27 protein-coding genes are annotated in these 24,000 nt (G+C 68.9%); 16 read left to right on the top strand and 11 right to left on the bottom strand.

Annotation, left to right across the window (positions count from 1 at the left end):
* The first annotated feature begins 188 nt into the window (after positions 1-188).
* Positions 189-428, top strand: coding sequence for a PspC domain-containing protein (locus ACFQRD_RS16410; RefSeq protein WP_377019447.1), 240 nt, complete (start codon positions 189-191; stop codon positions 426-428).
* A 47-nt stretch (positions 429-475) separates the two neighbouring features.
* Here ACFQRD_RS16410 and ACFQRD_RS16405 read toward each other — a convergent pair whose 3' ends face one another.
* Positions 476-1,600, bottom strand: coding sequence for a hypothetical protein (locus tag ACFQRD_RS16405; protein ID WP_377804766.1), 1,125 nt, complete (start codon positions 1,598-1,600; stop codon positions 476-478).
* Between the two features lie 144 nt (positions 1,601-1,744).
* Between ACFQRD_RS16405 and ACFQRD_RS16400 the strand changes: the two genes are divergently transcribed.
* A complete protein-coding gene (locus ACFQRD_RS16400) occupies positions 1,745-2,113 on the top strand; it encodes a hypothetical protein (RefSeq protein ID WP_377019449.1) in 369 nt (122 codons plus the stop codon).
* A gap of 47 nt (positions 2,114-2,160) precedes the next feature.
* Here ACFQRD_RS16400 and ACFQRD_RS16395 read toward each other — a convergent pair whose 3' ends face one another.
* Complete coding sequence (locus ACFQRD_RS16395; RefSeq protein WP_377019450.1) at positions 2,161-2,472, bottom strand: hypothetical protein; 312 nt, start codon at positions 2,470-2,472, stop codon at positions 2,161-2,163.
* Positions 2,473-2,660: 188 nt separating this feature from the next.
* Positions 2,661-3,560 (bottom strand): helix-turn-helix transcriptional regulator, encoded by a 900-nt coding sequence (locus ACFQRD_RS16390; protein ID WP_377019452.1) that lies wholly within the window; start codon positions 3,558-3,560, stop codon positions 2,661-2,663.
* Between the two features lie 121 nt (positions 3,561-3,681).
* Between ACFQRD_RS16390 and ACFQRD_RS16385 the strand changes: the two genes are divergently transcribed.
* From ACFQRD_RS16385 to ACFQRD_RS16355, 7 genes are all read left to right on the top strand, one after another.
* Positions 3,682-4,443: an SDR family NAD(P)-dependent oxidoreductase gene (locus ACFQRD_RS16385; RefSeq protein WP_377019453.1), complete on the top strand. Its 762-nt coding sequence runs from the start codon at positions 3,682-3,684 to the stop codon at positions 4,441-4,443.
* A gap of 32 nt (positions 4,444-4,475) precedes the next feature.
* Entirely contained in the window at positions 4,476-5,741 is a 1,266-nt protein-coding gene (locus ACFQRD_RS16380) for a M24 family metallopeptidase (protein ID WP_377019454.1), read from the top strand.
* A gap of 104 nt (positions 5,742-5,845) precedes the next feature.
* Positions 5,846-6,763: an aldo/keto reductase gene (locus tag ACFQRD_RS16375; RefSeq protein WP_377019455.1), complete on the top strand. Its 918-nt coding sequence runs from the start codon at positions 5,846-5,848 to the stop codon at positions 6,761-6,763.
* A gap of 105 nt (positions 6,764-6,868) precedes the next feature.
* A complete protein-coding gene (locus ACFQRD_RS16370) occupies positions 6,869-7,579 on the top strand; it encodes a TetR family transcriptional regulator (RefSeq protein ID WP_377019456.1) in 711 nt (236 codons plus the stop codon).
* Complete coding sequence (locus ACFQRD_RS16365; RefSeq protein ID WP_377019457.1) at positions 7,579-8,799, top strand: cytochrome P450; 1,221 nt, start codon at positions 7,579-7,581, stop codon at positions 8,797-8,799. Before ACFQRD_RS16370 ends, ACFQRD_RS16365 begins: the two co-directional genes overlap by 1 nt.
* 66 nt (positions 8,800-8,865) lie before the next feature.
* Positions 8,866-9,504: a hypothetical protein gene (locus ACFQRD_RS16360; protein ID WP_377019459.1), complete on the top strand. Its 639-nt coding sequence runs from the start codon at positions 8,866-8,868 to the stop codon at positions 9,502-9,504.
* A 287-nt stretch (positions 9,505-9,791) separates the two neighbouring features.
* Positions 9,792-10,133, top strand: coding sequence for a YciI family protein (locus tag ACFQRD_RS16355; protein WP_377019460.1), 342 nt, complete (start codon positions 9,792-9,794; stop codon positions 10,131-10,133).
* A 166-nt stretch (positions 10,134-10,299) separates the two neighbouring features.
* Here the strand turns inward: ACFQRD_RS16355 and ACFQRD_RS16350 are convergent, their stop codons facing one another.
* Positions 10,300-10,554, bottom strand: a complete 255-nt coding sequence (locus ACFQRD_RS16350; protein WP_377019461.1) for a hypothetical protein — start codon at positions 10,552-10,554, stop codon at positions 10,300-10,302.
* Positions 10,555-10,678: 124 nt separating this feature from the next.
* Between ACFQRD_RS16350 and ACFQRD_RS16345 the strand changes: the two genes are divergently transcribed.
* Entirely contained in the window at positions 10,679-11,188 is a 510-nt protein-coding gene (locus ACFQRD_RS16345) for a hypothetical protein (protein ID WP_377019462.1), read from the top strand.
* Positions 11,189-11,575: 387 nt separating this feature from the next.
* Here ACFQRD_RS16345 and ACFQRD_RS16340 read toward each other — a convergent pair whose 3' ends face one another.
* The 5 genes from ACFQRD_RS16340 to ACFQRD_RS16320 form a co-directional block, all read right to left on the bottom strand.
* Positions 11,576-12,001 (bottom strand): type II toxin-antitoxin system VapC family toxin, encoded by a 426-nt coding sequence (locus ACFQRD_RS16340; RefSeq protein WP_377019463.1) that lies wholly within the window; start codon positions 11,999-12,001, stop codon positions 11,576-11,578.
* On the bottom strand, positions 11,998-12,231 hold the full coding sequence (locus ACFQRD_RS16335) for a toxin-antitoxin system (RefSeq protein WP_377019464.1): 234 nt from the start codon (positions 12,229-12,231) through the stop codon (positions 11,998-12,000). The genes ACFQRD_RS16340 and ACFQRD_RS16335 overlap by 4 nt, the downstream gene beginning before the upstream one ends.
* A 236-nt stretch (positions 12,232-12,467) precedes the next feature.
* Positions 12,468-13,334: a GyrI-like domain-containing protein gene (locus ACFQRD_RS16330; protein ID WP_377019466.1), complete on the bottom strand. Its 867-nt coding sequence runs from the start codon at positions 13,332-13,334 to the stop codon at positions 12,468-12,470.
* Positions 13,335-13,492: 158 nt separating this feature from the next.
* Positions 13,493-14,578, bottom strand: coding sequence for a redox-regulated ATPase YchF (ychF, locus tag ACFQRD_RS16325; protein WP_377019467.1), 1,086 nt, complete (start codon positions 14,576-14,578; stop codon positions 13,493-13,495).
* Between the two features lie 177 nt (positions 14,579-14,755).
* Positions 14,756-15,406, bottom strand: a complete 651-nt coding sequence (locus ACFQRD_RS16320) for an NAD(P)-dependent oxidoreductase (RefSeq protein WP_377019469.1) — start codon at positions 15,404-15,406, stop codon at positions 14,756-14,758.
* Positions 15,407-15,626: 220 nt separating this feature from the next.
* On the opposite strand from ACFQRD_RS16320, the gene ACFQRD_RS16315 reads away from it, so the two are divergent.
* Complete coding sequence (locus ACFQRD_RS16315) at positions 15,627-16,100, top strand: hypothetical protein (protein ID WP_377019471.1); 474 nt, start codon at positions 15,627-15,629, stop codon at positions 16,098-16,100.
* A gap of 64 nt (positions 16,101-16,164) precedes the next feature.
* Positions 16,165-17,379 carry a DNA recombination protein RmuC gene (locus ACFQRD_RS16310; protein ID WP_377019472.1) on the top strand — a complete coding sequence of 405 codons (1,215 nt, stop codon included), beginning with the start codon at positions 16,165-16,167 and terminating at the stop codon, positions 17,377-17,379.
* 128 nt (positions 17,380-17,507) lie between these two features.
* On the opposite strand, the gene ACFQRD_RS16305 is transcribed toward ACFQRD_RS16310, so the two are convergent.
* Positions 17,508-18,512, bottom strand: coding sequence for a 4-hydroxy-3-methylbut-2-enyl diphosphate reductase (locus ACFQRD_RS16305; RefSeq protein ID WP_377019473.1), 1,005 nt, complete (start codon positions 18,510-18,512; stop codon positions 17,508-17,510).
* A gap of 246 nt (positions 18,513-18,758) precedes the next feature.
* Between ACFQRD_RS16305 and xseA the strand changes: the two genes are divergently transcribed.
* Both xseA and ACFQRD_RS16295 read left to right on the top strand, forming a co-directional pair.
* Positions 18,759-20,060 carry an exodeoxyribonuclease VII large subunit gene (xseA, locus tag ACFQRD_RS16300; RefSeq protein WP_377019474.1) on the top strand — a complete coding sequence of 434 codons (1,302 nt, stop codon included), beginning with the start codon at positions 18,759-18,761 and terminating at the stop codon, positions 20,058-20,060.
* Between the two features lie 44 nt (positions 20,061-20,104).
* On the top strand, positions 20,105-20,428 hold the full coding sequence (locus ACFQRD_RS16295; RefSeq protein WP_377019475.1) for an exodeoxyribonuclease VII small subunit: 324 nt from the start codon (positions 20,105-20,107) through the stop codon (positions 20,426-20,428).
* 92 nt (positions 20,429-20,520) lie between these two features.
* Here the strand turns inward: ACFQRD_RS16295 and ACFQRD_RS16290 are convergent, their stop codons facing one another.
* Complete coding sequence (locus tag ACFQRD_RS16290; protein ID WP_377019476.1) at positions 20,521-21,168, bottom strand: DUF4245 family protein; 648 nt, start codon at positions 21,166-21,168, stop codon at positions 20,521-20,523.
* Between the two features lie 131 nt (positions 21,169-21,299).
* On the opposite strand from ACFQRD_RS16290, the gene ACFQRD_RS16285 reads away from it, so the two are divergent.
* Both ACFQRD_RS16285 and ACFQRD_RS16280 read left to right on the top strand, forming a co-directional pair.
* On the top strand, positions 21,300-22,211 hold the full coding sequence (locus ACFQRD_RS16285; protein WP_377019477.1) for a carbohydrate kinase: 912 nt from the start codon (positions 21,300-21,302) through the stop codon (positions 22,209-22,211).
* A gap of 126 nt (positions 22,212-22,337) precedes the next feature.
* Positions 22,338-23,753, top strand: a complete 1,416-nt coding sequence (locus ACFQRD_RS16280) for a class II fumarate hydratase (protein ID WP_377019478.1) — start codon at positions 22,338-22,340, stop codon at positions 23,751-23,753.
* Positions 23,754-24,000 lie beyond the last annotated feature (247 nt).

The following is a 24,000-nucleotide window of genomic DNA, read 5'->3' as shown; positions in this document are numbered from 1 at the left end:
ACCCCGTTAGTATCCCGAATCACCCACCTCGACCCACAAACCTCCAGGTCAACGGGTTGATAGCTCGCCAGCGACATCACCGTGCATCAAGTCAGGTGTCGCCGGCCGCGAAGCATCCGGGTTTCCTCCATCAGAGCCGACGGCCATCCCCCCTGTGTCGGCGACCGGTGATGCGTACCCTCGACGGCATGGACGGCATCTTCCAGACCATTCGCAACATCGGCTTCCGACGCGGTCCGCGGCGCATGGTCGCGGGCATCGGAGGCGGCCTCGCCCAGAAGTTCGGACTCAATGTGTGGCTGGTCCGAGTGCTGCTGCTCGCCTCGTTCCTGCTGCCCGTGCTGGGCGTCGGGGCGTATCTCGTGGCATGGATCTTCCTTCCCTGGCAGGACGGTCGCATCCCCTTGGAACGGGCGCTGGGAGCCTGATCCGTACGACGCGGCTCGTACCCGTTCGGCCAGGACCGGAGCCAGGTCTACCCGTGCGTCTGTCCTTCACCTGATTCACGGGCCCGGCCCTTGACCTCGTCCGCACCGTCGGCCTGCTCGGCATCCCGCGCGGCATATCGTCCCTTGCCGAGGAGCTTTCGGCCGCGATCCATCGCGACTCCGCCCACGGCATTGGCCGAGCTGCTGGCGCCTCGCACGACGGACAATGTGCCGGAAGCTGCGTTTCCCGCGGCCCCTCCGATTCTCTCTCGTGCCGCGGCGAGGCGCCCCGTTGACGGCTCCGCTGCGCTTTCCGCCGCCGAGAGCGCGCTCCTGTAGTCGGCGGCATCGACACCGGGAGGTGGTAACTGGCGAAGGTGCTGCTTGAGCCGTGCGGCCTGGCTCCGCAGCGAGACCAGAGTCATGCCTCCCGAGATCACACCCCCTGCGAGCGGCACCGTCTTGGTGACGGTCTTGGCGAACGAGTCCTTCGTGATCTTGATGCCGATGAGTTTGAGGGTGCTCTTGACGGGCCCGTACCAGAGAGTCTTCGTCAGCGCCCTCTGCGAGAGCTGCTTCTGGATCGCTGGACGCGCCACCTGCGCGGCAAAGGTCGTCAGCGAAGCCGAGGCGCCACCGACTCCCATCATGACCCCCAGGAACACGGCCAGCTTGCCCAAGGTCTCGTCATCTATTTCGTCGAGATCGGCGATGAAGTTCTGCCACCCATAGAAATAGGCCAGCTTCTGCATCACACGGAATGCATGCACGTAATACTGGGTGATATCGGCAGGGACCGTCGCAAGCATCGTGAATCCACCAGGAATTCCCGCGGCGAACGATAACGTCGCGGCCTTGTTCGTCTCGAAAGAGATCAACGCGCCGGCGAGTTCGTCGAGCTGAGCAATGGAGATACCCGCTTGCACCGGTGTAGTTGCCACGGCACGGTCGATGGTCGCGCCGTCGAGGCCAAGCTTACGCAGTTCCTGACGCAAGAACGAAGAACGGTCGACTCGGACTCCACGGATACGTATGACCTTCTTGAGGAATTCCGCAGCGAAGGAGATCGCCTCCGCATCCTGCTGGCGCAGCGTGTCGTCGAACGCCCCACCGGGATCCGGTGCTTCCAGATCACCACCGACCCCGGCTACCTCGTTCTCCCGATCGACCATGGCGCCTCTTCCCCTTGTCACGTGATCCCCGCGGGAGGAGTTCATAGGCCCCTCGAGCCACAAGTATGAACTATTGACCGTCACACCCGATCTCTACCGGGTCCCGACGCTCGCCTCTCGTCGCGGTGGCCGTAGAGTCCCCTCATGCCACCGTCCACGAACACCACCGTCACCGTCGCCGCCGATGGAGTCGGGGCCGTCTCCACAGTCCTCGGCGGCCTGCTGACGATCGCACCGCTCACGAGCGGGCGATGGCTCGGTCTGGCCGATACCGACGCCGGTCATCGGCGCCTGCTCGGCATCACCGACCTCGGCCTCGGCATCACGATCCTCGCCGGCCGATCCTCACCCCGGCGATGGTGCGCCGTCGCGTCCCGAAGCCTGCTCCACGTCGCGTTCGCCCGCGAGTACTCGCGGCACGGTCGCCGATCCGCCGCCGTCGCGATGTGCGCACTGTTCGTCATCGATGCTGGGATCGCCGCGGGACTCCGCGTGGGGCGTCGTTCCGTTTGATACTGCCGCTGCGTTCCGGCACGGAGTGCCATCACGCCGGAGTCGCGTTACCGCTCCGCGTGGTCTTCGCCGACGATCGACGTACTGATGGCGTCTTCCTGCGCGACGTCCCCGGACGGGATTCCGGGGTGGAGGCCGTCGCGATGCGTTCCGTCGGAGCGGTTCCCGCCACCGTCGATTCTGAGCCGCGAGACGATTCGGTAGCGCTCGCCCTGGTGGACGGAGTGGACGTACGCAGCAACGTGTCCGGCGGTCTCGGTGGTGGGCCGGTCGAACAGCAGCGCCGGCGACAGCTCCGGGGCGTCCAGCAGATAAGCCTCGGTGACACTGAAGACTGGCGGCTCGATCGCCTGGACCACCTCGTGGACGCGCCATCGTGGCGGCCACCGTCTTCCTCACGACGCGCAATCGTCGCCGCGAGGCCACTCTGCTCCAGGACGCGGGCACCGCCCTGGACGGCCTCGCCGAGCAATAGGGGTGGACCTATGTGGCTGAGACCGCGCCACGCCCGGGGCACGGCGAAGTCGGGGAAGAATGTCTCGACCATTCACTCCCGGACGTTCTGGTCCGGGGACGGGACCGTTTCGACGGCCGGATCTGTCGAAGGATCGCCGTCGCGGCCGAGGCAACGCACGCGCAGCTGGTCGAGGGCATCGGCCTCGTGGGTTCCTGCCGCGGCAGAGAAGACGATCAGCGATTGATCCGTGTCCGGCAGCAGCAGCGTCTCGCAGTCCAGGACGAGCGTGCCGAGGGGTGGATGGGAGACGGTCTTCGTCAATGAACGCTGGACGGTCGCACGTCCTTCCTCCCACATGCTCCAGAACCGTTCGCTGCCGCTGATGAGGTCGTCGGTCAGGGCCCGGAGGTCCGGATCGTTCGGGTATCTGGACAACGCGGTCCGCAGAAGCCCGACGAACTGCCGGGCGGTTTCCTCATCTTCGTCCGGCGTGACCGCCACGCGAGCGGCGGTGGTCCCGAGGAAACGCTGCCAGATGAGGTTGGCGCGGCCCTCGGCGGGCTGGTGCAGATCCCCGAGCAACGCGCAGCCCATCGCGTTCTGGGCCAGCACGTCGCCCTTCGCCGAGACCACCAGCACCGGGAGGTCGGTGAGGCGGTGGAGCAGTCGCAGCACGCTCGCTCGCACTGACATCTCGACCCGACCGGCAAGCGGCGGAACGCTGCCGGCGAGACGGAAGACCAGGTCGCGCTCATCGCGCTCGAGCTGCAGGGCGGAGGTGAGTGACTCCAGGACCTGGTCCGACGGGCGGGATGCGCGCCCCTGTTCGAGACGCACCACGTATTCGACGCTCAGGCCGGCGAGCTGCGCCACTTCCTCGCGCCGCAACCCGGTGACCCGTCGCCTGGGGCCGGCCGGGAGCCCGACGTCCTGCGGGCGGAGGCGGGCCCGGGCTGAGGTGAGGATCTTGGCGAGTTCGGCACGGTCCATCGGCTCAGTCTCGCACCCACATTCCGCGCCGGGCCCGGGCCCGGACCCGCGATGGTGGTATCGGCGCTCCTACTCTCAGGCGTGCCTGGATGACATGACAGCCGGCGAGCACAGTCGAGGCATGAACACCACACCGGATACATCAACCCATCACGCCACCACAGTTCTGATCACCGGCGCCAACAAGGGCCTGGGCTACGAGACGGCCCGGCGCCTCGGCGAGTTCGGCTGGCGAGTCTTCCTCGGCGCACGGGACGAGGCACGCGGCCGAGCGGCCGCCGACGCCCTCGCCACCGGCGGGGCCGACGTCACCTTCATCCCCCTCGACGTCACCTCCGACGAGTCCGTGGAAGCCGCCGTCACGGCCCTCGGCGCGCACACCGATCGTCTGGACGTCCTGATCAACAACGCGGGTATCACCGGCGAGAGCGTCGGCCCGCTGGACGATCTCCTCACCCCGGAGACCACCCTGCCGCAGCACCTGATCCCGGTCTTCCGGGTCAACGTGCTCGGGCCGGTCCGCGTCACCCATGCGTTCCTCCCCCTGCTGCGAGCCGCGGAGGACCCGCGGGTGGTGATGGTGAGCAGCGGCGCGGGGTCGCTGACGGTCGCGACAGATCCTTCCCGCCTCGAAGCCCAGGTGGGCCACCTGCTGTATCCCGTCTCGAAGTCGGCGCTGAACATGCTGACCGTGCAGTACGCAAATGGCATCCCCGACGTCCGGTTCAACATGGCCGATCCCGGCTTCACCGCGACCGACCTCAATCATCACCAGGGCAGCCAGACGGTCACCGAGGGCACCGACGCCATCGTCGAGCTCGCCGTCGCCTCCCCCGGACCCAATCGGGCCTACCGCGACCGCAACGGCGTCGTCCCGTGGTGACGACGACTCCACGAGCTCTGACGGGATCGATGATGAGTGACTCCCCCGTGCCGACCTATTCGATGGCCGAGCGCACCCGTCGCTGGGACCTGCTGCGTGCCTTCATGCGCCGCGAAGGGTTCGACGCGATGCTCGTCGTCGGCGAGCACGAGGATGCCGGGCCCGCACCGTTCGCCTACGACGCGTGGATCACCAACGCTCGCGCGGGCACGACGGTGATCCTCGCCCGCGATGGCGACCCGATCGTGCTGCTTCCCATGGAGATGTTCACCAAGGACCACCGCGAATCCGCACGCCGGGGCGAGGCGATGTGGGTACCGCCGGAGAATCTGCGGATGCCCCGGGACTCCACAGTGGTCGCCCGCACTCTCCACGAACTCGGACTCGCTCGAGCGAGGATCGGCGTCATCGGGCTCGAGCTCTACCCGCCGTGGCATCCCGAGGGGATCATCCCGTACGGCCTGTGGAACCCGCTGCTCCGCGAGTTCCCCGACATCGAGTTCACACCCGTGGGGATGGCGGTGTCCCGACTGATCCTGCCGCTGGGTGCCGAGGAGATCGCCGTCGTGCGCCGCTCGGCCGAGATCGGCGATGCGATGGCGCGAGCCATGGTCGAGACTGCTGCGGTCGGTGTGCCGGAGAGCGAGGTGTACGCGGCGGGCATGGCAGCCGGCTATGCCCGGGGCACCACACCCGCGGCCATGCATTTCTGGTCAGGCCCCGACCCGCTGGCCTCCGGGCTCCCTCCGTGGAGCTACCGACCTCAGACGCCGCGCACCCTGGCCGAGGGCGACATCATCTCCGCGGAGGTGTTCAGCAACGTCGGTGGCCGGCACAGCCAGCACCAGGTCACCATCAGCATCGGTGAACCGCAGCCGGACCTGCTCCGCGCCGCCGACGTCGCCAGAGCGGTCTATGACGCCGCGCTGGAGGCGCTGCGTCCCGGCCGCAGCTTCGGCGAGGCGGTGGAGGACCTCCGGGCGCCGTACGCCGACGCGGGGGGATGGGAGTTCGGACCCAGCATCCACACTCTGAACCCGATGATCGCGGCAGGTGGGTTCCCTCGCGAGACCAGCCGCCTCATGGCAGCCGCCGACGCGTACCCCTCAGAGCCCGACCACAGCCCGACCATGAGCGCCGACATGCGCCTCGAACCCGGGATGACCTTCGCCCTCGAACCCAACTACGTGATCGGCCGCCGACTGGCCTACCTCGGCGGCACCGTGATCATCGGAGACGACCGACCGATCGAGCTGAATCCATACACCGCCCGGATCCTCGAGGCCGGGAGACCGTGAGCCGAATCAGTCCTCCCGACGGATCCGACGGTCACGCAACGGCGTGCGGTGGCACGGAGAGAACCCTCGTGAGGGCCGACCTGCACCTGTGGAAAGGAAGCATCGTGAGACAAGAGCCAGAAGCAGTCCAGCCGACACCTGGAGGTACGACGAACCTGGGCGACCACCCCGTCGCGCGCATCGGATACGGAGCGATGCAGCTGGCGCACGCAGATGAGGCCACGGCGCACGCCATCCTGCGCCGCGCCGCGGAACTCGGCGTCAACCACATCGACACCGCATCGTTCTACGGCAACGGCAGGGTCAACCGGCTCATCCGCTCGGCGCTCGCGCCGTACCCGAGCGACCTCGCACTGGTCAGCAAAGTAGGCGCCCGCTTCGACGCCGGCCACACCCCGACGACGGTACCGGCGCAGCGTCCGCACGAACTGCGCAGCGGCGTCGAAGATGATCTGCGTGAGCTCGGCACCGAGCGCATCACCGTGGTGAACCTGCGCCGCATGGACGCCGGGCCCGGGTTCGTGGACGAGGGTGGTGGCGGCGTGCCGCTCGATGACCAGCTCGCCGAGCTCGTGGCCCTCCGCGATGAGGGGAAGATCGGCGCCATCGGCCTCAGCAACGTCAGCGCCGCCCAGTTGCAGGCCGCGCTGACGGCGGGGATCGTGTGCGTCCAGAACCTCTACAGCGTCCTCGACCGCCGGGACGAGGCGCTTCTGGAGATGTGCCGGAGGCACGACATCGCCTGGGTGCCGTTCGCTCCGCTCGGATCGGCGCTCGACCACATCCCCTCGCCCACCGAGCATCCCGTGGTGAAGGAGATCGCCGCTCGCATCGGTGTCACATCCGCGCAGGTCAGCCTCGCATGGGTGCTCGCACACGCCCCGAACACCCTGCTCATCCCGGGCACCGGAAGCATCGAGCATCTGACCGAGAACATCGCCGCCGCCGACGTCCGCCTCTCGGCCGCCGACATGTCGGCGCTCGACGCTCTCACCTCGAACGCCACAGCTCGCATCCGCTAGTCAGCATGGACCGGGCCGCGCTCGACACCCTGACCCGCGAGGACGGCAGCAATTTCTCATCCCATCCCTTCCATCGCGACTGAACATTTGTTTAGCATGCTGATCATGCGTTCAGACCTCACGGCCCGCGCCCGAATCCGCGATGCCGCCCTCGAGCGCTTCGGCACCGAGGGCGTGGCCCGCGCGACGATCCGCGCCATCGCCGCCGACGCGGACGTCTCCCCGGCGCTGGTGCTGCACCACTTCGGCTCCCGCGACGGGCTCCGCGCCGCATGCGACGCGTACGTCATCGAGACCATCCGCGGGAGCGCCGGCCGTGAGAGCCAGCTCAGCGACGTCGGCCGACTGGCGGCCAATCTGCAGGGCGCGACCGGGCTGCGCCGCTACCTCGCCCGCACCCTCATCGACGGCACGGCCGGGGCCAACACGCTGTTCGACGAGATCGTCGAGGTGACCGCGGCCGAACTGGCCACCGGAGAAAGCGCCGGCTGGGCGCAGCCGAGCTCGGACCCGCGGGCCCGGGCTGCCGTCTACGTGAGCTGGCTGCTGGCACCCCTGGTGTTCGGCGATCACCTCGCGCGCGCCTTCGGCGTCGACGACCTGCACTCCCCGGACGCCACCGTGCGCTACTCGCACGCGATGGTCGAGATGCTCACCCGTGGCGTTTTCACCGACGACGACGCCCTGCAGGCCTGGGACGCCCTGACCGGCACTGCAACGTCCGATCCGCCCGCACCCGACGACGACCGCTCCCCCACCTGGCCGCCTCCGTCGGCGAGGACCACGCCGCCCGCAGGCGTGGAGAAAGGACCGTGATGACCGACCTGCATCTGTCCGACCTGCTCACCACACGGGACCGCGACGCGTTCTGGGCCGAGATCGGCACCGAGCCGCCGGTCCGCCGCGCGTTTTACTTCGACCAGTCGCACGTCTGGCTGGTCACCGGTTACGACGAGGCGACAGCCGTGCTGAAGGACCCTGCATCGTTCAGCAACGACATCAACACCCGGCAGGACACGGTGGACGTGGCAGCGGCTGCCGGCTTGCCCGATGACGTCGCGCCGTACATGACGGAGACCCTCGGCGCTTATGATCCCCCGGACCACGCCCGTTTGCGGCGCCTGGTCTCGCGAGCGTTCACCGTCCGGCGGGTGGAGTCCCTGCGACCCCGTATCCAGACCATCATCGATGAGCTGGTCGACGACTTCCCGGACGAGCCGTTCGACGTCATCGACCGCTTCGCCCTGCCCCTGCCGGTCCGAGTGATCTGCGAGCTGCTCGGTGTGCCGGACGAGGACGCCCCGCGCTGGCAGCAATGGTCGTCGGGCCTGACGGCGCCGGACCCGACCGTGATCGCCGACAGCGCCCGCGGCCTGGTCGCCTACATGTCCGAGCTGATCGAGCGCAAGCGCACGCACTCCGATGACGCTCTGCTCAGCGCGCTGATCGAGGTGCGGGAGTCCGACGGCGACCGGCTCAGCGACCGCGAGCTGATCTCGCTGTCGCTGACGTTGTTGCTGGCCGGGCACGAGACGACGGTGAGCGTGCTCAGCGAGGGCCTGCTGCTTCTGCTGACCCGGCCGGAGGAGCAGCGGCGCCTGCGAGGCGACCTCGACCAGGTGCCAGTCGCCGTCGAGGAGATGCTGCGGGTCGCCGGCCCGGCAGAGATCGCACCGATGCGCTACGCCAGGCGCGATGTCGAGGTCGGCGGCGTGAGGATCCCCGCCGGCGACGCAGTGCAGATCGTCTACGCGACGGCCAACCGGGATCCGCGCCGCGTCGAGGCGGCCGGTAGCACCGACCTCGCCCGTGAAGACAATCCCCATCTCGCGTTCGGCACCGGGATCCACTACTGCCTGGGGGCGTCGCTGGCGCGTGCGGAGGCCGACCTGGCCTTCCGGACGCTGCTGACGCGGTTCGAGGACCTGAGCCTCGCCACCGACGCCGACCAGCTGCGCTGGAAGCCGGGCATCGCACGCCGGCTCGAGCACCTGCCGGTGACAGTGACCCGGGCCGCGAGGCCCCGCGGCTGGTGATCTGCGCCGGAGACGGAGCAGTCCGCGGGGAGTCCGGGACCGGGCGGATAGGTAGGGTGCCCTCCGATGGAGCTTCTCGTGCCGATCCTCTTCGCCTTTGTCTTCGTCGCCATCGTGGCGGCTGCCGTGCTGCTCATGACGCGCGGCCGGCGTCGCGAGAGTGCGCTCCTCCAGGATTCGGACACGGCCCTGCACGACCTCGCCGAGCGGTGGGGGTGGACTTATGAGGCCGAGGAGACCGGCTTCGCGGATCGGTTCACCGGGTTCCCCTTCAGTCAGACGGCTCGCGGCCGCATCTCGCGGGAGATGCTGCACGGCTCATTCCGTGGTCGCCAGGCCGTCTGCCTGCTCTACGTCCCGACGCCGATGACCGTCGGCGAGCGCCGGACGTACCGGCGCCACTACCGGGTCTTCACGCTCCAGCTGGCTCGCGAGGTGGCGACGCTGCAGGTGACTCCGACCGCGCGAGATGTCCGGCCGCGGGGCGACGACGCGTTGGCGCAGCGGGTCCTCTCGGCGGAGGTGCGCACGGCGGTGCGCGAGCGCGGGCTGCCGATCCGGTTCGAGGGCGATGTGCTGATGACGTGGTTCGAGCAGAAGCACTCGTTCGGTCCGGCCGAGGTCGAGGCCGGGTTCGCGTACCTGGACGAGATCGCCGATCTTCTGCCCGAGGAGCTCGGCGGAACCCATTGTCGGCCCGGGTGACCGAACGCGATAGGCGCCACCATGGCGCATCGGTCGCGCTGCCTCCCGCCCCATGGTCGAGCGCGAGATCGTCGCGGATGAGGCCGGCTTCGTTCCCAGTCACGGCCTGACTCTCGAACCATGGCCTGATGCCGTCGCGGCAGCTTCGATACGCAGCGGTATTCTGCGCGAAAGCGGCTGGCGCAGAACACGAACGTGCACGTCCGACTATGACCGCTGGAGACTCTGCCGGCACCGACGAGGGTAGGCCCGGCGGACGCCCTCCGGCACGCCCTCGAGGAGCCGACATGACGCAGTACATCATCTACTTCAACCAGCAGTGGGTGGGCGAGCACAGCCCCGAGTCGATAGCCGAGCGCGGCCGGCGGGCCCATGACGTCGTCGAGGAGATGAAGCGCGCTGGCGTCTACGTGGTCGCGGGCGGCGTCGACGAGAACCTCGACAACGCCTTCAGCGCGGACGACACGGGCGGGACCCTCGTGATCACCGACGGCCCATACCCCGCGCAGGATGCGCGCCTGGGCGGACTGACCATCGTGGACGTGGCCGACGACACTGCGGCAAAGCTGTGGGCGGGCAAGCTGGCCGAGGCATGCGGCTGGCCGCAGGAGGTTCGCCGGATCTTCTGACTCGTGAGGCGCGTCGTCCAGGCGCGTCCTCGATGTGCAGATCTGAACCCGCGCCGCCGATCGCCCGCGCAGACCGTTGCCGGGCGCTCTCCGGCCAGGCTCCACTGCGACATCTGGGAGCTCTCCGATCTGCCGCGATCCCGGATGCACGTGCACACGGGCACATTCAGGACTGTCCGGGTCCACGATCCGTGACCTTGTACGGTTCACCCTTCTGGTCATAGGTGATCCATTCGCCGACGGGCTCGCCGGCGTCGAAATGCCCTGAACGCTTGAGCGTCCCGTCCTTCCGGTACCACTCCCAGTACCCGACCGGTACATCGCCGTCGACCTTCCCCCTCGACCAGCGCGACGCTCCGTCCGCGTGATACTTGATGAGGTATCCATCGACGAACTCAGACTGCTTCTTCGGTTCAGCCATGCTCACATCATTCCACTGCCGGTACAGCGGTCTCGTGCCGTGGCAGCGACCGCACCGTCGTGCGCAGGCCTCGGGTCAGGCGTGTGCAGGGGTCATACGCTGGCCAGGGCGGAGAATGGTTGGCATGAGGATCGGGATTCTGCGCACAGTGCTCCTGTCGCTCGCCTTCCTGGCGATCGTCGTCGCGTCGGGCATGCCGCTCGTGTCGGTCGAGGGCGACGGCGGCGGCAACACCCCAGACTGGCACCCCTACGGAGTCCTCTCCGACCCGGCGCATCCAGTGTCGTTCCTCGTGTACGCGAGCATCGTTCTCACCGTGGCCGCGGGCGCGGTCACGTGGGTCCGCCCCGGCCGAGGCGTCGCGGACCGGGCCGCCGGGGCCGTGCCGGCGGCACTCGCGGTACTCGTTCTCGTCCTCGCCGCCGCGTGGCTGGGTGCGCAGGAGAGCTTCATGACCTGGTCAGGTTGGGACGAGGTCAACGACCGCGAGATCGGCGGCATGACGGTCATGCGCCCCACCAGATGGGTCGCCCTCCTGTGGTTCGCAATCGCCTGCCACGCGGCCGCAGGGCTCCTCGCTCTCATTCCCAGAGGACCGAGGCCCTCGACTCCTTCGCAGGGCATACCGCGTTGAGATAACCGGTGGGCCGACGACGTTGAACCCCGGAGCCCTCGACGACCCCCGTGTAGAGAGCGGAACGGAAGCCAGGGCGATTCAGCCGCGCCTCCTCGCTGTCGTTGACCGCATCGACGCCATCGTGCCGACCGCCTCGTACGCGGCGACTCCGACGCGCCAGCCCCGCGCAAGGCCACCGGCGAGGACAGACTCTTCGACCACATCGACGGACAGGTGCACCGAACCCGTACGCGCCGCGAGGATCTCAGCCACGCTCTTCCCGACGCCGGGAAGCCCTGAGATCATCCCCTTGACGCTGCATATCGGTGTTCGAGGCGAACGCGACATAAACGGGAGTCGCATCGTCGTATCGAAGCGGGCGGAGATACGCCACACCATCCGGCGTCACCCCTTCACGACCCACGGGTCGACCAGCTCGACGCCGGTGTACGCGAAGTCCTTCACATTGCGCGTCGCACAGATCGCTCCTTGCGCGAGGCAGATCGCGGCGATCTGCGCGTTGGCCGTGCTGATAGGTGCCCCCACGCTCTCCCGAGCCACGAGCACTTCGGCATAGCGGTCGGCCGCCGGGTCGTCGAACGGCAGCACCGAGCGACTCCCTCGATACGGCTCGAGAGCGGCTTCGACGCGCCTCGTCAACTCATCTTTGCGTCGACCGTCGGGGAGTCGCCGGACACCCGCCAACAGCTCCGCGAGCGTGACGGACGTGATCGCGACATCACCCGTCAACGACGCGAGCCAATCCACCACATGCGCCTCCGGCGACGGCCGGAAGATCTCTGAGATGACGTTCGTGTCGAGAACAATCACTCGAAGTCCACCGCCCGCGCTGCGTCGTCACGCGCGGGGACCTGCAGGTCTTCGACTCCGCCAACGTCCTGCGCAGCTGACAGCAGCGCCATCCCGATGTGCGGCCGTCGAGCCGCCTTCGTCAGGATGTCGCGAACCTCCGCCTCCATGGAACGACCGTGCTCCTTCGCCTGCGTGGCGAGCCGCTGCTTCACTGCGTCGTCGAGCCCACGAACGATGATGGATGGCATCAGCGATCACCTCCTCTGATATCAGGCATGATAGCGCCACCGCAGTGAGCGCACCAGGCACTGTGGCACGCGCCTGATACGGATACCGCCCCAGCCGCCTCGTGCCGAAACGACCAGCGCTGTGTCCGTCGACGGGCACTAGTCACACGTTGAAGCGGAACTCCACCGCGTTCCGTCGTCGAATAACGTAAGCCCTCCGGCCCGGTCCGAGCCCGGTCCGGACCGGAGGGCTGGAGTCAGCCCCGTTCGATCGGGAGCCACAGCTCGCAGGTTGCTGTGCTGAAGTCGTCAGCGTGCTCGAGGATCGACACGATCGACGGCCCCGGGCGCAGCCGCCACGGATTCGATGGGAACCACTCCGACGCCGAGGCAGCGTAAGCGTCCTGTAACGCCGCGGGGTGCGGTCCCGATGTACGGAACACAACCCACTCCCCCGTCTCGAGATCGATCGCATCGAGGTCGCTCGGAGTCTCCGTCCCTCCTTCGACTGCGACCCCGTGCACGTAGGTGAGCTCACTTCCTTCGCGGTAGTCGGGGTCGACGTCAGCGGTCACCTGGAGGATCCCACTCGGCTCCGTGCTGCCGATGTCCTTGAGTCGCTGGTGCTCCGAGACGGGCAACGACGCGATGTGCTGCTGGATGTGTGTATTGACGCCCTCGTGGATCAGCGGCACGCGTGTGGCGTGGCCGACGAGGCGGAAAGCAGGTCGTTCGATGATTCGGGCATCCATGGGGACGCTCCCTTCGACAGTCAGGCGAAACCTGAGCGTGGGTTGGCTTCGAAGGGGGCCACCATCACGACGCACGTCGCCGTGGCTCACGCCGTGCACGGAACGGAACGCGCGCCCGAAGGCTTCGATGGATCCGTACCCGTAGCGCACCGCGATCGTCAGCAGGTCCTCGTCACCGATCAGGTCCGCCGCCGCGACGGTCATCCGCCGTCGACGCACGTACTCGGACACGGGCATACCCGCCAACGACGAGAACATTCGTCGGGCGTGATAACCCGTCGTGCCCATCGACACAGCGAGCACATCGATGTCGATGTCGTCGCCGATACGACTTTCGATCTCATCGACCAGCCGATTGAGGATCTCGATCATGGTTGCTCCCTTCGCCATCCACTCTCGTCCCGACGCTGAACCGCGCGCCCGACAATTCCGATCCGATTCCGTCGCGCCCGCACCCGCTCCACACACTCCGGACAGCGAAGGCCCCGCCGATCACGAAGATCGACGGGGCCCGGCAGGATCAGCTCAGCTCACACGTTAAACCGGAACTCCACCACGTCCCCGTCACGCATGACGTAGTCCTTGCCCTCCATGCGCACCCAGCCCTTGGCCTTGGCCTCGCTCATCGAGCCGGCCTCCATGAGCTGGTCGAACGAGACGATCTCGGCCTTGATGAAGCCGCGCTCGAAGTCGGTGTGGATGACGCCGGCGGCCTGCGGGGCGGTCGCGCCCTTGGGGATCGTCCAGGCGCGCGCTTCCTTGGGGCCGGCGGTGAGGTAGGTCTGCAGGCCCAGGGTGTCGAAGCCGACGCGTGCGAGCTGGTCCAGACCGGATTCCTCCTGGCCGGTGGATTCGAGCATCTCGGCGGCTTCCTCGGCGTCGAGCTCGATCAGCTCGGCCTCGAACTTGGCGTCGAGGAAGATCGCCTCGGCGGGGGCCACGAGCGCGCGCAGCCGCTCCTGCATCTCGGTGTCTGCCAGCCCGTCCTCGTCGGTGTTGAAGACGTAGATGAAGGGCTTGGCGGTCATCAGCTGCAGCTCGCGCAGCTCGGCGACGTCGATGCCGGCGGCGTCGGCGCCCTGGTAGAGGGTCTTGCCGGTCTCCAGCAGTGCCTTGGCCTTGGTGACGTTCTCCAGCACGGTCGGCTCGATCACGCCGCGCTTGGTGTCCTTCTCCAGGCGCTGCAGCGAGTTCTCAATCGTCTGGAGGTCGGCGAGGATCAGCTCGGTGGTGATGATCTCCATGTCACCGGAGGCGTCGACGCTTCCGGGCACGCGGGTCACGTCGGGATCGGAGAAGGCGCGGGTGACCTGGCAGATGGCCTCGGCCTCGCGGATGTTGGCCAGGAACTTGTTGCCCAGGCCCTCCCCTTCGCTGGCGCCCTTGACGATGCCGGCGATATCCACGAAGGAGACGGTCGCGGGGACCACCTTCTCGCTGTCGTACATCTCGGCGAGACGGCCGAGCCGAGGGTCCGGCAGCGGGACCATGCCGACGTTGGGGTCGATGGTCGCGAACGGGTAGTTCGCGGCGAGGACCTCGGCGCGGGTCAGGGCGTTGAACAGGGTGGACTTGCCGACGTTGGGCAGTCCGACGATTCCGATAGTGAGAGCCACGGGAGGAGATTCTACGTGCCACCGCAGCATCGTCACGGTTCCCAGCGGTGAGCCACTGCTCTCAGATCAGGCAGCCGCGCTCGGCGCGGTCACGGCCGGGAGCTCTGGCGTGCACCGGGTCGCATGGTTCCCGGCAGCGTCCCAGCACTCCCGGCCGGGCAGCGCCACGATCCCCGCTCAGTAGGCGACGGTGAAGTGTCCCCGGCGGTGCGCAGGCTTCTCGATCTCGTCGACGATCGCCAGCGCGAGATCCTGGCCCGAGATGAAGGAGCGCCCGTCCTCGTCCCTCATCAGCACCTCGCCGCCGAGGCGGTAGCTGCGTGTGGCCTCGCCCGGCGCGAAAGAGCCGAACTCGGCAGGCGGGCTGATGAAGAACCAGTCCAGATCCTCGTCGGCCGCCTTGAGGTCTTCGAGCACGCTGTCGAGCTCGCGCGGCTCGTCCTTGACCTCGAGCGGGAAGTCGGGCGAGTCCACGAACTTCGGACCCCCCTCGGCGACCAGCAGGGAGCCGGCCCCGCCGATGACGCCGAAGCGGACGCCCTTCTCCTGCGCGAGGCGGGCGACGGTCTTCTCGATGCCGCGCAGCGTGCCGGGCTCGGCCATATCCCCACGCGGTGAGAGAGCGGAGACGACGACGTCGGCGTCCTCCAGGATGCTCGCGATGAAGGACTCCTCGCGTACGTCCCCGGTGCGGTACTCGACGCCCTCGAGGGGATCGGACGGTGCGGTGCGGCTGACGGCGAGCACGTCGTGCCCGCGCTCGGCGGCCTCTGCGGCGAGGTGCCCTCCGGCGTAACCGGTGCCTCCCAGGATGACGATTCGCGACATGACCATTCCTTCCCGCGCCCGCAGGGCGTCCGTCGGCCGGCGGATTGCCACCGTCAGACCTCGCAACTGATTGAACATTGGAGAAACTACTCGCGGTGAGAACGAGACGTCAATGCACGCTCCCGTCGACGTGCAGCGTGGCCCCGACCGAGCGAGGTCGTTCTCGCCGCCTGCCCCCGATTCGGCCTGCGGAGCCCTGTTGCGCGATTACCGTGAGGACATGGCGACCTACCCCTCCCCCGGACCTGGACGGCCCGCATCCCGCAGCAAGCTGCCGTGGATCATCGGCGGGTGCTGCGCTCTTCTCGCGCTGGTGACCGCGCTCGTCGCAGTGGTCGGCGGCGTGTGGTTCTTCGCGCTGCGCGAGACGCCGGAGGACGTCGTCCAGCAATACCTGGATGCCTGGGACGCTCGGGACTGCGAAACCTTCGAAGCGGTCTCCACCGAGGACTTCCGGGGCGAGGACTACACATGCTCCAGCTGGTCGGAGCGCATCCAGGAGGAAGATCTGACCTTCGAGACAGAGATCGGCGAGACCACGATCGACGGCGACCGCGCTGAGGTCCGCATCACCGAGGTGATGACCGACTCCACCGGCAGCTATGAGGCCGTCTACGACTTCCTCCTGATCAAGGACAGCGGTGACTGGCTGCTCGACGGCTCCGAGACGGTCAGGGAGTCTCGCCCCGTCTGAGTCCTCGTGAGCTGACGGCGCGTGGCGGCGCTCGTCCGTCGCACCCCCGTGGTGTGCTGGGCCCATGAGCGGTACACAGATGCTCCTGCTGGGATTCCTGCTGGGCGCGGCGGTCGGAGCCCTCGCCACCTGGCTGCTGCTGCGCGAGCGCGCCCGCGTCGCCGGTGAGCAGCAGCGCGCCGAGGCCGAGGCCTCCGGTCAGCTGCTGCGCCTGGCCGACGAACGCTTCGAGCGCGACGTGGCCCGTCGCGACGCGGCGGAGGAGGAGCGCGAGGCGGAGCTGCAGCGCACCCTCGCCCCCATCACCGCCACGCTCTCGCACCTGGAGCGCTCCCTGGCACGGTCCGAGGCGGCGCGCATGGAGGCCGAGGGGGCGCTGCGCTCCCATCTCGACCAGCTCGCACAGCGCGCGCAGTCGCTGGAGACCGGAACCAGCGCCCTCACCGCGGCGCTGCGGGCACCCACGGCGCGAGGCCGCTGGGGCGAGGTGCAGCTGCGACGGATCGTCGAGGCCGCCGGCATGCTCGAGCACGTCGACTTCAGTGAGCAGCTCGCCGGCACGAGGGCCGACGGGGACAAGGGGCAGCGGCCGGATCTGGTCGTGCATCTGGCCGGCGACAGGCACGTGGTGGTCGACGCCAAGGCACCGATGGACGCCTACCTCGATGCGACCGGCGAGACCGACCCGGATCGCGCCGCGGCACGCCGCCGGGCGCACGCCAAGGCGCTGCGTCACCACGTCGGGGTCATCTCGGGCAAGGCCTATTGGAAGGCGCTCGGGGACACTCCGGAGTTCACGGTGCTGTTCGTACCCAGCGACGGTGTGCTCGCGGCGGCCCTGGAGACGGACCCGGATCTGCTCGAGCACGCTTTCGCCAAGGACGTCGTCGTCGCCTCGCCGGCGACTCTGGTGGCGCTGCTGCGCACCGTCGCGCACACGTGGCGCACCGATGCCCTCAATCGGGATGCGCGCACAGTGCTCGAGGCCGGGCGCGAACTGCACCACCGGCTCGGCACGTTCGTCGGCCATCTGGGCAAGGTGGGCCGGTCACTGGACTCATCGGTCGCGGCGTTCAACGAGGCGGTGGGCTCGCTGCAGTCACGGGTCATGGTCACGGCGCGCCGGTTCGAGGACCTGGGGCTCAGTGGTACGGAGATCGACGAGGTCGATCAGCTCACGCGGCGAGCCCGCACGCTCGATGACGCCGATATCGCAGATCTCGCGCGCCCGGCAGAGGCCCGCGCCCAGTCCCCCGATCGCGAGGATCGCGCCGGCTGATCCATGTATCGCGCGTTCCCGCGGGAACGCTGCACTCCGTCGAGACGTTCCCGCGGGAACGTTTTTCGCGGCTGCGTCAGCTTGGAGGGCAGGTGCCCCGCGGCTCGGCGCTCAGGACTCGATGATGATCAGGATTCGGCCGTGGCGTGGCGACCCGAGGGACGCTGGCGGCGGTCGGTCTCACCGCTGGCCTTCATCGACTGGCGCAGCTCACGGGGCAGGGAGAACATGAGGTCCTCCGTCGCGGTCCGCACGGGCTCGACATCTCCGAAACCGCGCTCGGCGAGCTCGCCGAGCAGCTGCTGGACCAGGATCTCGGGCACGGAGGCACCGGAGGTCACGCCCACGGTCTCGATCCCCTCGAACCACTCGTCGCGCAGCTCGGCGACCGAGTCGATGCGATGGGAGGCCTTGGCGCCGGCCTCCAGCGCCACCTCCATTAGACGCACCGAGTTCGAGGAGTTCGGGGAGCCGACGACCAGGACCAGATCGGCCTGGGGCGCGAGGTTCTTGACCGCGACCTGCCGGTTCTGGGTGGCGTAGCAGATGTCGTCGCTGGGCGGGGCCTGCAGCGCCGGGAAGCGCTCGCGGAGCCTGTTCACGGTCTCCATGGTCTCGTCCACGCTGAGGGTGGTCTGCGAGAGCCACACGACCTTCTCGGGGTCGCGCACCGTCACGTCGCCGACGTCGTCGGGCGAATTGACGACCTGGACGTGCTCCGGGGCCTCCCCCGCCGTGCCCTCGACCTCCTCGTGGCCGTCGTGGCCCACCAGCAGGATGTCGTAGTCCTCGCGGGCGAAGCGCACCGCTTCCTTGTGGACCTTGGTCACCAGCGGGCAGGTCGCGTCGATGGTGCGCAGATTGCGCTCCTCGGCCATCTCGCGAACCTTCGGGGAGATCCCGTGGGCGGAGAAGATCACGAGCGACCCCTCGGGGATCTCGTCGACCTCCTCGACGAAGACGGCGCCCTTCTCCTTCAGCCGATCCACGACGAACTTGTTGTGGACGATCTCGTGGCGCACGTAGACGGTCTCGTCGTAGTGCTCGAGGGCCCGTTCGACGGCGACCACAGCCCGGTCGACTCCGGCGCAGTAGCCGCGCGGCTCGGCAAGAAGGACGGTTCCGTTGCTCACGCCCCCATCGTAGGAGCGCGGAGCCGATCACGGCAGGGACGTGGGGCAAGACTCACCAACCCTGCACAGACCCGGTCCCGGGACGTCACCTCTGAGCGTCCGGGGCGGCGCCCCTCGGGGCGCGATCCCGCTGCGGCAGGGTCGTCGCTCGTGTGCGCCCCGGAACGTTCCTCCCCAGGGCATCTGCATCCCCCGAGCCCGGCGGCGGGGCCCACGCTGTCCCACCCTCGTGCCACAGTGGTGCCCATGAGCGAGACCTCCTCCGAACCCGGCGCGAGCGGTGCCGCGGCGCCGCGGCCGGCCCTGGCTCCCACCGCGGCGCTGACCACGGCGGAGAACCCCTGGCCGCTGCGGCAGCTGTCGGTCAAGGTGAGCGAGTACGTCGCCCGGATGTCCCCCCTGTGGGTCGAGGGCGAGATCGTCCAGCTCAATCGGCGTCCTGGCTCGGGTCTGAGCTTCATGACCCTGCGCGATATCGACGTGGACATGTCCTTCTCGGTGCCGATCCGCGAACACGTGCTGCGTGCCCTGCCGATGGAGCCGGTCGCCGGTGCCCGCGTCGTCGTCCATGCCAAGCCGACGTTCTGGACCAAGCGCGGCAGCCTGCAGCTCGAGGCCGACGACATGCGGCCGGTCGGGCTCGGAGAACTGCTCGCCCGGCTCGAGCAGCTCAAGCGGATCCTGGCCGCAGAAGGCCTGTTCGACGCGTCCCGCAAGCAGTCACTGCCCTTCCTGCCGCGCGTGGTGGGCCTGATCTGCGGCCGCGAGTCCGCCGCCGAGCGTGACGTGGTGGTCAATGCACGGCGCCGCTGGCCGGCAGTGCAGTTCGAGATCCGGGAAGTGGCGGTGCAGGGCACCAAGGCCGTGCGGGAGGTCTCCGCGGCGCTGCGCGAGCTCGACGAGCGCGAGGACGTCGACGTCATCATCCTCTCGCGCGGGGGCGGCTCCCTCGAGGACCTGCTGCCCTTCTCCGACGAACAGCTGACCCGGCTGGTCGCCACCGCGAGCACCCCGATCGTCTCCGCGATCGGCCACGAGGTCGATACGCCCCTGATCGATCTCGCGGCCGACGTGCGCGCCTCCACTCCCACCGATGCCGCCAAGCGCGTGGTCCCCGACATCCAGGCGGAGCTGGAGCAGCTGAACCTGGGACGCACCCGGCTGCGCTCCGCGATCCGTGCCCGGTTGGAGCGGGAGCAGTCCGCGCTGGATGCGATGCGCTCGCGCCCCGTGCTGGAGAATCCCTCGACCATCCTGGCCGGGCGCGCCGACGAGATCCGTTCCCGGATCGCCCTGGCCCGCACCCTGGTGGGATCGCGACTGGACCGCGCCGCCGACCAGATCGACCACCTCGGCCGGCAGGTGCGCTCCCTCAGTCCGCTGGCCACTCTCGAGCGCGGCTACGCGGTGGCGCAGACGGCCGATGGCAGCATCGTGCGCTCCCCGGAAGCAGTCGCCGTCGGGGAGCCTGTGTCGGTGCGTGTCGCCGGCGGACGCTTCGGCGCCCAGCGCACCGAGAACGACCCGTACACGCCGCCGGCGCCCTGACCCTGCCGTCCTGATCCCGTGCCCTCCGACCGTGAAGGAAGCCCATGAACCAGTCCCCTGCCGAGACTCCCACCGGCCCGTCCGACGCCGCGAGCACGGACGATCACCAGGCCGCGGAGACCGTCCCCGAGGTCACTCCCAAGGAGGACCAGCAGCTTCCGGCCGACATCGCCGAGCTGTCCTACGAGGCCGCCCGCGACCAGCTGGTCGAGGTCGTGCGCCGCCTCGAATCCGGTCAGGGCGGCCTCGAGGACTCCATCGGGCTGTGGGAGCGCGGCGAGATGCTCGCCCGACGCTGTCAGCAGTGGCTCGACGGGGCACGCGAGCGCCTCGATGAGGCCGTCAGCGCGCGGCGGAAGGACGACTGAGCCCGGCATTCCGGCCTCGGCCAGCGTGAGCGTGGACGCGGGGAGGTCGTCGAATGGCGGCGCCCTCCACGAGCTTCGTCCCCGGCCCGGCGTCAGGCAGCCGTGCCCTGCTCCATGTCGGCAAGTGCGGCTTCGGTGAGGGTTCGCAGCTCGGCAGGGTCGGCATCTCCATGCACCAGGATTCCGAAGTCCTCTCCCTGGCAGGCGATGCCCCGCTCAGTGGCGTCCCCCTCGCCACCGCGGAGGACCTGACAGCCGGCCCCGCCGATGCTGAGCTCCTCCTCGACCACGGCACCGGGAAGCGCGGAGGAGAGCATGGGCGCGCTGACCTCGGCTTCCTCGGTCAACGTCATCAGGGCTCCCTCCGGCGAGGAGTACTGCACCTGCCAGCGCGCGTTCTCGCCACCGGTGAACCGCGCCGAGCGTTCGGTCCATCCCTGGCCGAGCGCCGGCGCAGCGACCGGGAAGCCGGCCTCGGCCTGCGCACGCTGGGCGCTCGAGGCGACGTCGACCTCGGAGTTCTCCAGCGGTTCGCGATCGAGATCGCTGCCCACGCCGAAGAACGCGATCCCGACAATGACCACCACGGCGACCGTCAAGCTGAGAGCCCACACCATGTTGCGCAGAACCGTGTTCTGCTTCGTGGGCAGTTGATACGCCGATTTCGGCTGCGCAGGCGGGTCCTGGTTCTCCGGCGCGGCAGGCTGAGCGTCGGTCGTCTCATCGGGGGGCACGTGCATGGCCCCATTGTCCCGCACCGCGCCTCCACGGCCGACGCCTCGCGCGCCCGTACCGCTCTCCCGCACGCTCTCCGCCACGGCGGCGGCCCATCGGGTTCGCCCTGGCCCCGGAAACCTGCGATGATCGAGCGGTGACCGCGAGATTCCTCATCGTCGGAGAAGCACTCACTGACATCGTTGTCGGCGCCGACGGCGCCCGTCGTGAGCATCCCGGCGGTTCCCCCATGAACGTGGCCGTCGCGCTGAGCCGCCTCGGCCACACCACCCATCTGCTCACCCACATCGGCAACGATGCTCGAGGCGACGCCATCCGCGCCCATCTCGCCGAGTCCCGGGTCGAGCTGACCCCGGCGAGCTCGCTCGAGGGGCCCACCTCGACTGCTGAGGCCGTGCTGGATGCGAACGGGTCCGCCACCTACACCTTCGATCTGGCGTGGGACCCCGACCCGGCCGGGCTGCCCGAGAACGTCGGCGCCGTGCACACCTCCTCGATCGCCGCCGTGCTGGATCCCGGTGCCGCGACCGTCACGGATGTCCTGCGCCGCGCCCGCGAGCGCTCGACCATCAGCTACGACCCCAACGCCCGGCCGACCCTCATGGGCGATCCGGTGGCGGTGCGCGAGAGAGTCGAGGCGAACATCGCTCTCAGCGACATCGTCAAAGCCTCCGACGAGGACGTGACCTGGCTGTACGACACCGAGGACGTCGAGGACGTGGTCGCCTCCTGGCGCGATCTGGGCCCAGGGCTGACCGTCATGACCCGCGGCGGCGAGAGCGCAGTCGGATTCACCGACGGCGGTCGCGTGCAGGTCTCCCCCGTGGTCACCGAGGCGGTCGACACCGTCGGCGCCGGGGACACCTTCGCCGCCGGCATCCTCGATGCGCTCGCCGACAAGTCGCTGCTGGGCGCCGATCGCCGCGAAGGACTGGCGTGGCTGCCCTCCGACGACGTCGCCGCCGTGCTGCGGCGCGCCTCAAGGCTCGCCGCCATCACCGTCTCGCGGCCCGGCGCGGATCCGCCGTGGAGCCATGAGCTGAGCTGAGCTCCGCCCGCGCTCGGACACCCATCGCCGGGGACCGCAATTCCCCGTCGGCCCCATAGCAACCGCACGACCCGATTCGATCGTCCGACAGCTCGATCGTACGAACAGACTGAGGGAGGCCTCTCCATGTCCCAGACCACGCCGGCCAGTGACCAGGACGACTACCGCATCGAGCACGACACCATGGGTGAGGTCCGGGTGCCCGCCTCGGCCCTGTACCGTGCGCAGACCCAGCGCGCCGTCCAGAACTTCCCGATCTCCGGGCAGGGGCTGGAGAACGCGCACATCCACGCCCTCGCCCAGGTGAAGAAGGCGGCGGCGCGCGCGAACAAGGACCTGGGAGTCCTGGCGGGGGATATCGCCGATGCGATCGTGGCCGCCGCGGATGAGGTCATCGCCGGCGATCACGACGGCCAGTTCCCCGTGGACACCTACCAGACCGGCTCCGGCACCAGCTCGAACATGAACATGAACGAGGTGCTCGCGACCCTGGCCAGCGACGGCGGCCCCGAGGTCCACCCCAACGATCACGTCAACGCCTCGCAGTCCTCCAACGACGTCTTCCCCACCTCCGTGCACGTGGCCGTCACCGAAGGCGTCGCCAAGCAGCTGCTGCCGGCGCTGGACCACCTCGCCGAGTCGCTGGAGACCAAGGCCGAGGCCTGGAAGGCGGTCGTGAAGTCCGGCCGCACCCACCTGATGGACGCCACCCCGGTCACCCTCGGCCAGGAGTTCGGGGGGTATGCGGCCGCGATCCGCTACGGCATCGAGCGCGTCGAGGCCGCCCTGCCCCGCACCGCCGAGGTCCCACAGGGCGGCACCGCCGTGGGCACCGGGATCAACACCCCTGCGGGATTCCCGCAGAAGGTCATCGCCAACCTCGCCGAGCAGACCGGGCTCCCGCTGACCGAGGCCCGCAACCACTTCGAGGCGCAGTCGGCCCGCGACGGCCTGGTGGAGATGTCCGGTGCGCTGCGCACCATCGCCGTCTCGCTGACCAAGATCTGCAACGATCTGCGCTGGATGGGTTCGGGCCCCAACACCGGGCTCGGCGAGATCGCACTGCCGGACCTCCAGCCCGGCTCCTCGATCATGCCGGGGAAGGTCAACCCGGTGATCCCCGAAGCCGTGCTGATGGTCAGCGCCCGCATCGTCGGCAACGATGCAGCCATCGCCTGGGGTGGCGCCCAGGGCTCTTTCGAGCTGAACGTCCAGATCCCGCTGATGGGCACCAGCCTGCTGGAGTCGATCCGTCTGCTCTCCAACGCCTCGCGGGTGCTGGCGGACAAGACCGTCGACGGGCTCGTCGCCAACGAGGAGAAGGCCCGGTTCTACGCCGAGGCCTCCCCCTCCATCGTGACGCCGCTGAACAAGCTGATCGGCTACGAGAGCGCCGCGAAGATCGCCAAGCACGCCGTGGCGGAGCGGGTCTCCGTGCGCGAGGCCACGATCGCGCTGGGCTTCGTCGAGCGCGGCGAGCTCACCGATGAGCAGCTCGACGCGGCCCTCGACGTGCTCTCGATGACGGCGCCGCAGGCCTGACGCGGCGGCCTCAGCCCGGGCCACCCGCCCGAGCCTGCGCCAGGAACCGCACACGGCGGCGTCGGCGCCGCCCGACGTAGGACTGCACGGGCTCATCCTAACCGGCGCCGACATGGAGCCAGCATGTGCACAGCTAGGTCCATATAGCGCCTAGGGCATGTCTCCTATTTGCGTAGCCAGGCGATGACGGCGCAGAGGACGACGCTGGCGCGGTAGGTGATGGCGTGTTTGTCGTAGCGGGTGGCGA

It is taken from the genome of Brachybacterium sp. GCM10030268, from assembly GCF_042666305.1.
Taxonomy (GTDB): Bacteria; Actinomycetota; Actinomycetes; order Actinomycetales; family Dermabacteraceae; genus Brachybacterium.
The sequence above is the reverse complement of the archived record's forward strand: the minus strand, read 5'-3'. Positions and strand labels throughout refer to the sequence as shown.

Excerpts from the sequence above, each read along its gene's own strand:
- ACFQRD_RS16310 (WP_377019472.1), top strand. The coding sequence starts at position 16,165 with ATGAGCGGTACACAGATGCTCCTGCTGGGATTCCTGCTGGGCGCGGCG.
- ACFQRD_RS16355 (WP_377019460.1), top strand. The coding sequence starts at position 9,792 with ATGACGCAGTACATCATCTACTTCAACCAGCAGTGGGTGGGCGAGCAC.
- ACFQRD_RS16405 (WP_377804766.1), bottom strand. The coding sequence starts at position 1,600 with ATGGTCGATCGGGAGAACGAGGTAGCCGGGGTCGGTGGTGATCTGGAA.
- ACFQRD_RS16365 (WP_377019457.1), top strand. The coding sequence starts at position 7,579 with ATGACCGACCTGCATCTGTCCGACCTGCTCACCACACGGGACCGCGAC.
- ACFQRD_RS16345 (WP_377019462.1), top strand. The coding sequence starts at position 10,679 with ATGAGGATCGGGATTCTGCGCACAGTGCTCCTGTCGCTCGCCTTCCTG.
- ACFQRD_RS16280 (WP_377019478.1), top strand. The coding sequence starts at position 22,338 with ATGTCCCAGACCACGCCGGCCAGTGACCAGGACGACTACCGCATCGAG.
- ACFQRD_RS16350 (WP_377019461.1), bottom strand. The coding sequence starts at position 10,554 with ATGGCTGAACCGAAGAAGCAGTCTGAGTTCGTCGATGGATACCTCATC.
- ACFQRD_RS16400 (WP_377019449.1), top strand. The coding sequence starts at position 1,745 with ATGCCACCGTCCACGAACACCACCGTCACCGTCGCCGCCGATGGAGTC.
- xseA (WP_377019474.1), top strand. The coding sequence starts at position 18,759 with ATGAGCGAGACCTCCTCCGAACCCGGCGCGAGCGGTGCCGCGGCGCCG.
- ACFQRD_RS16295 (WP_377019475.1), top strand. The coding sequence starts at position 20,105 with ATGAACCAGTCCCCTGCCGAGACTCCCACCGGCCCGTCCGACGCCGCG.
- ACFQRD_RS16410 (WP_377019447.1), top strand. The coding sequence starts at position 189 with ATGGACGGCATCTTCCAGACCATTCGCAACATCGGCTTCCGACGCGGT.
- ACFQRD_RS16385 (WP_377019453.1), top strand. The coding sequence starts at position 3,682 with ATGAACACCACACCGGATACATCAACCCATCACGCCACCACAGTTCTG.
- ACFQRD_RS16315 (WP_377019471.1), top strand. The coding sequence starts at position 15,627 with ATGGCGACCTACCCCTCCCCCGGACCTGGACGGCCCGCATCCCGCAGC.
- ACFQRD_RS16380 (WP_377019454.1), top strand. The coding sequence starts at position 4,476 with ATGAGTGACTCCCCCGTGCCGACCTATTCGATGGCCGAGCGCACCCGT.
- ACFQRD_RS16335 (WP_377019464.1), bottom strand. The coding sequence starts at position 12,231 with ATGCCATCCATCATCGTTCGTGGGCTCGACGACGCAGTGAAGCAGCGG.
- ACFQRD_RS16290 (WP_377019476.1), bottom strand. The coding sequence starts at position 21,168 with ATGCACGTGCCCCCCGATGAGACGACCGACGCTCAGCCTGCCGCGCCG.
- ACFQRD_RS16330 (WP_377019466.1), bottom strand. The coding sequence starts at position 13,334 with ATGATCGAGATCCTCAATCGGCTGGTCGATGAGATCGAAAGTCGTATC.
- ACFQRD_RS16390 (WP_377019452.1), bottom strand. The coding sequence starts at position 3,560 with ATGGACCGTGCCGAACTCGCCAAGATCCTCACCTCAGCCCGGGCCCGC.
- ACFQRD_RS16320 (WP_377019469.1), bottom strand. The coding sequence starts at position 15,406 with ATGTCGCGAATCGTCATCCTGGGAGGCACCGGTTACGCCGGAGGGCAC.
- ACFQRD_RS16370 (WP_377019456.1), top strand. The coding sequence starts at position 6,869 with ATGCGTTCAGACCTCACGGCCCGCGCCCGAATCCGCGATGCCGCCCTC.
- ACFQRD_RS16360 (WP_377019459.1), top strand. The coding sequence starts at position 8,866 with ATGGAGCTTCTCGTGCCGATCCTCTTCGCCTTTGTCTTCGTCGCCATC.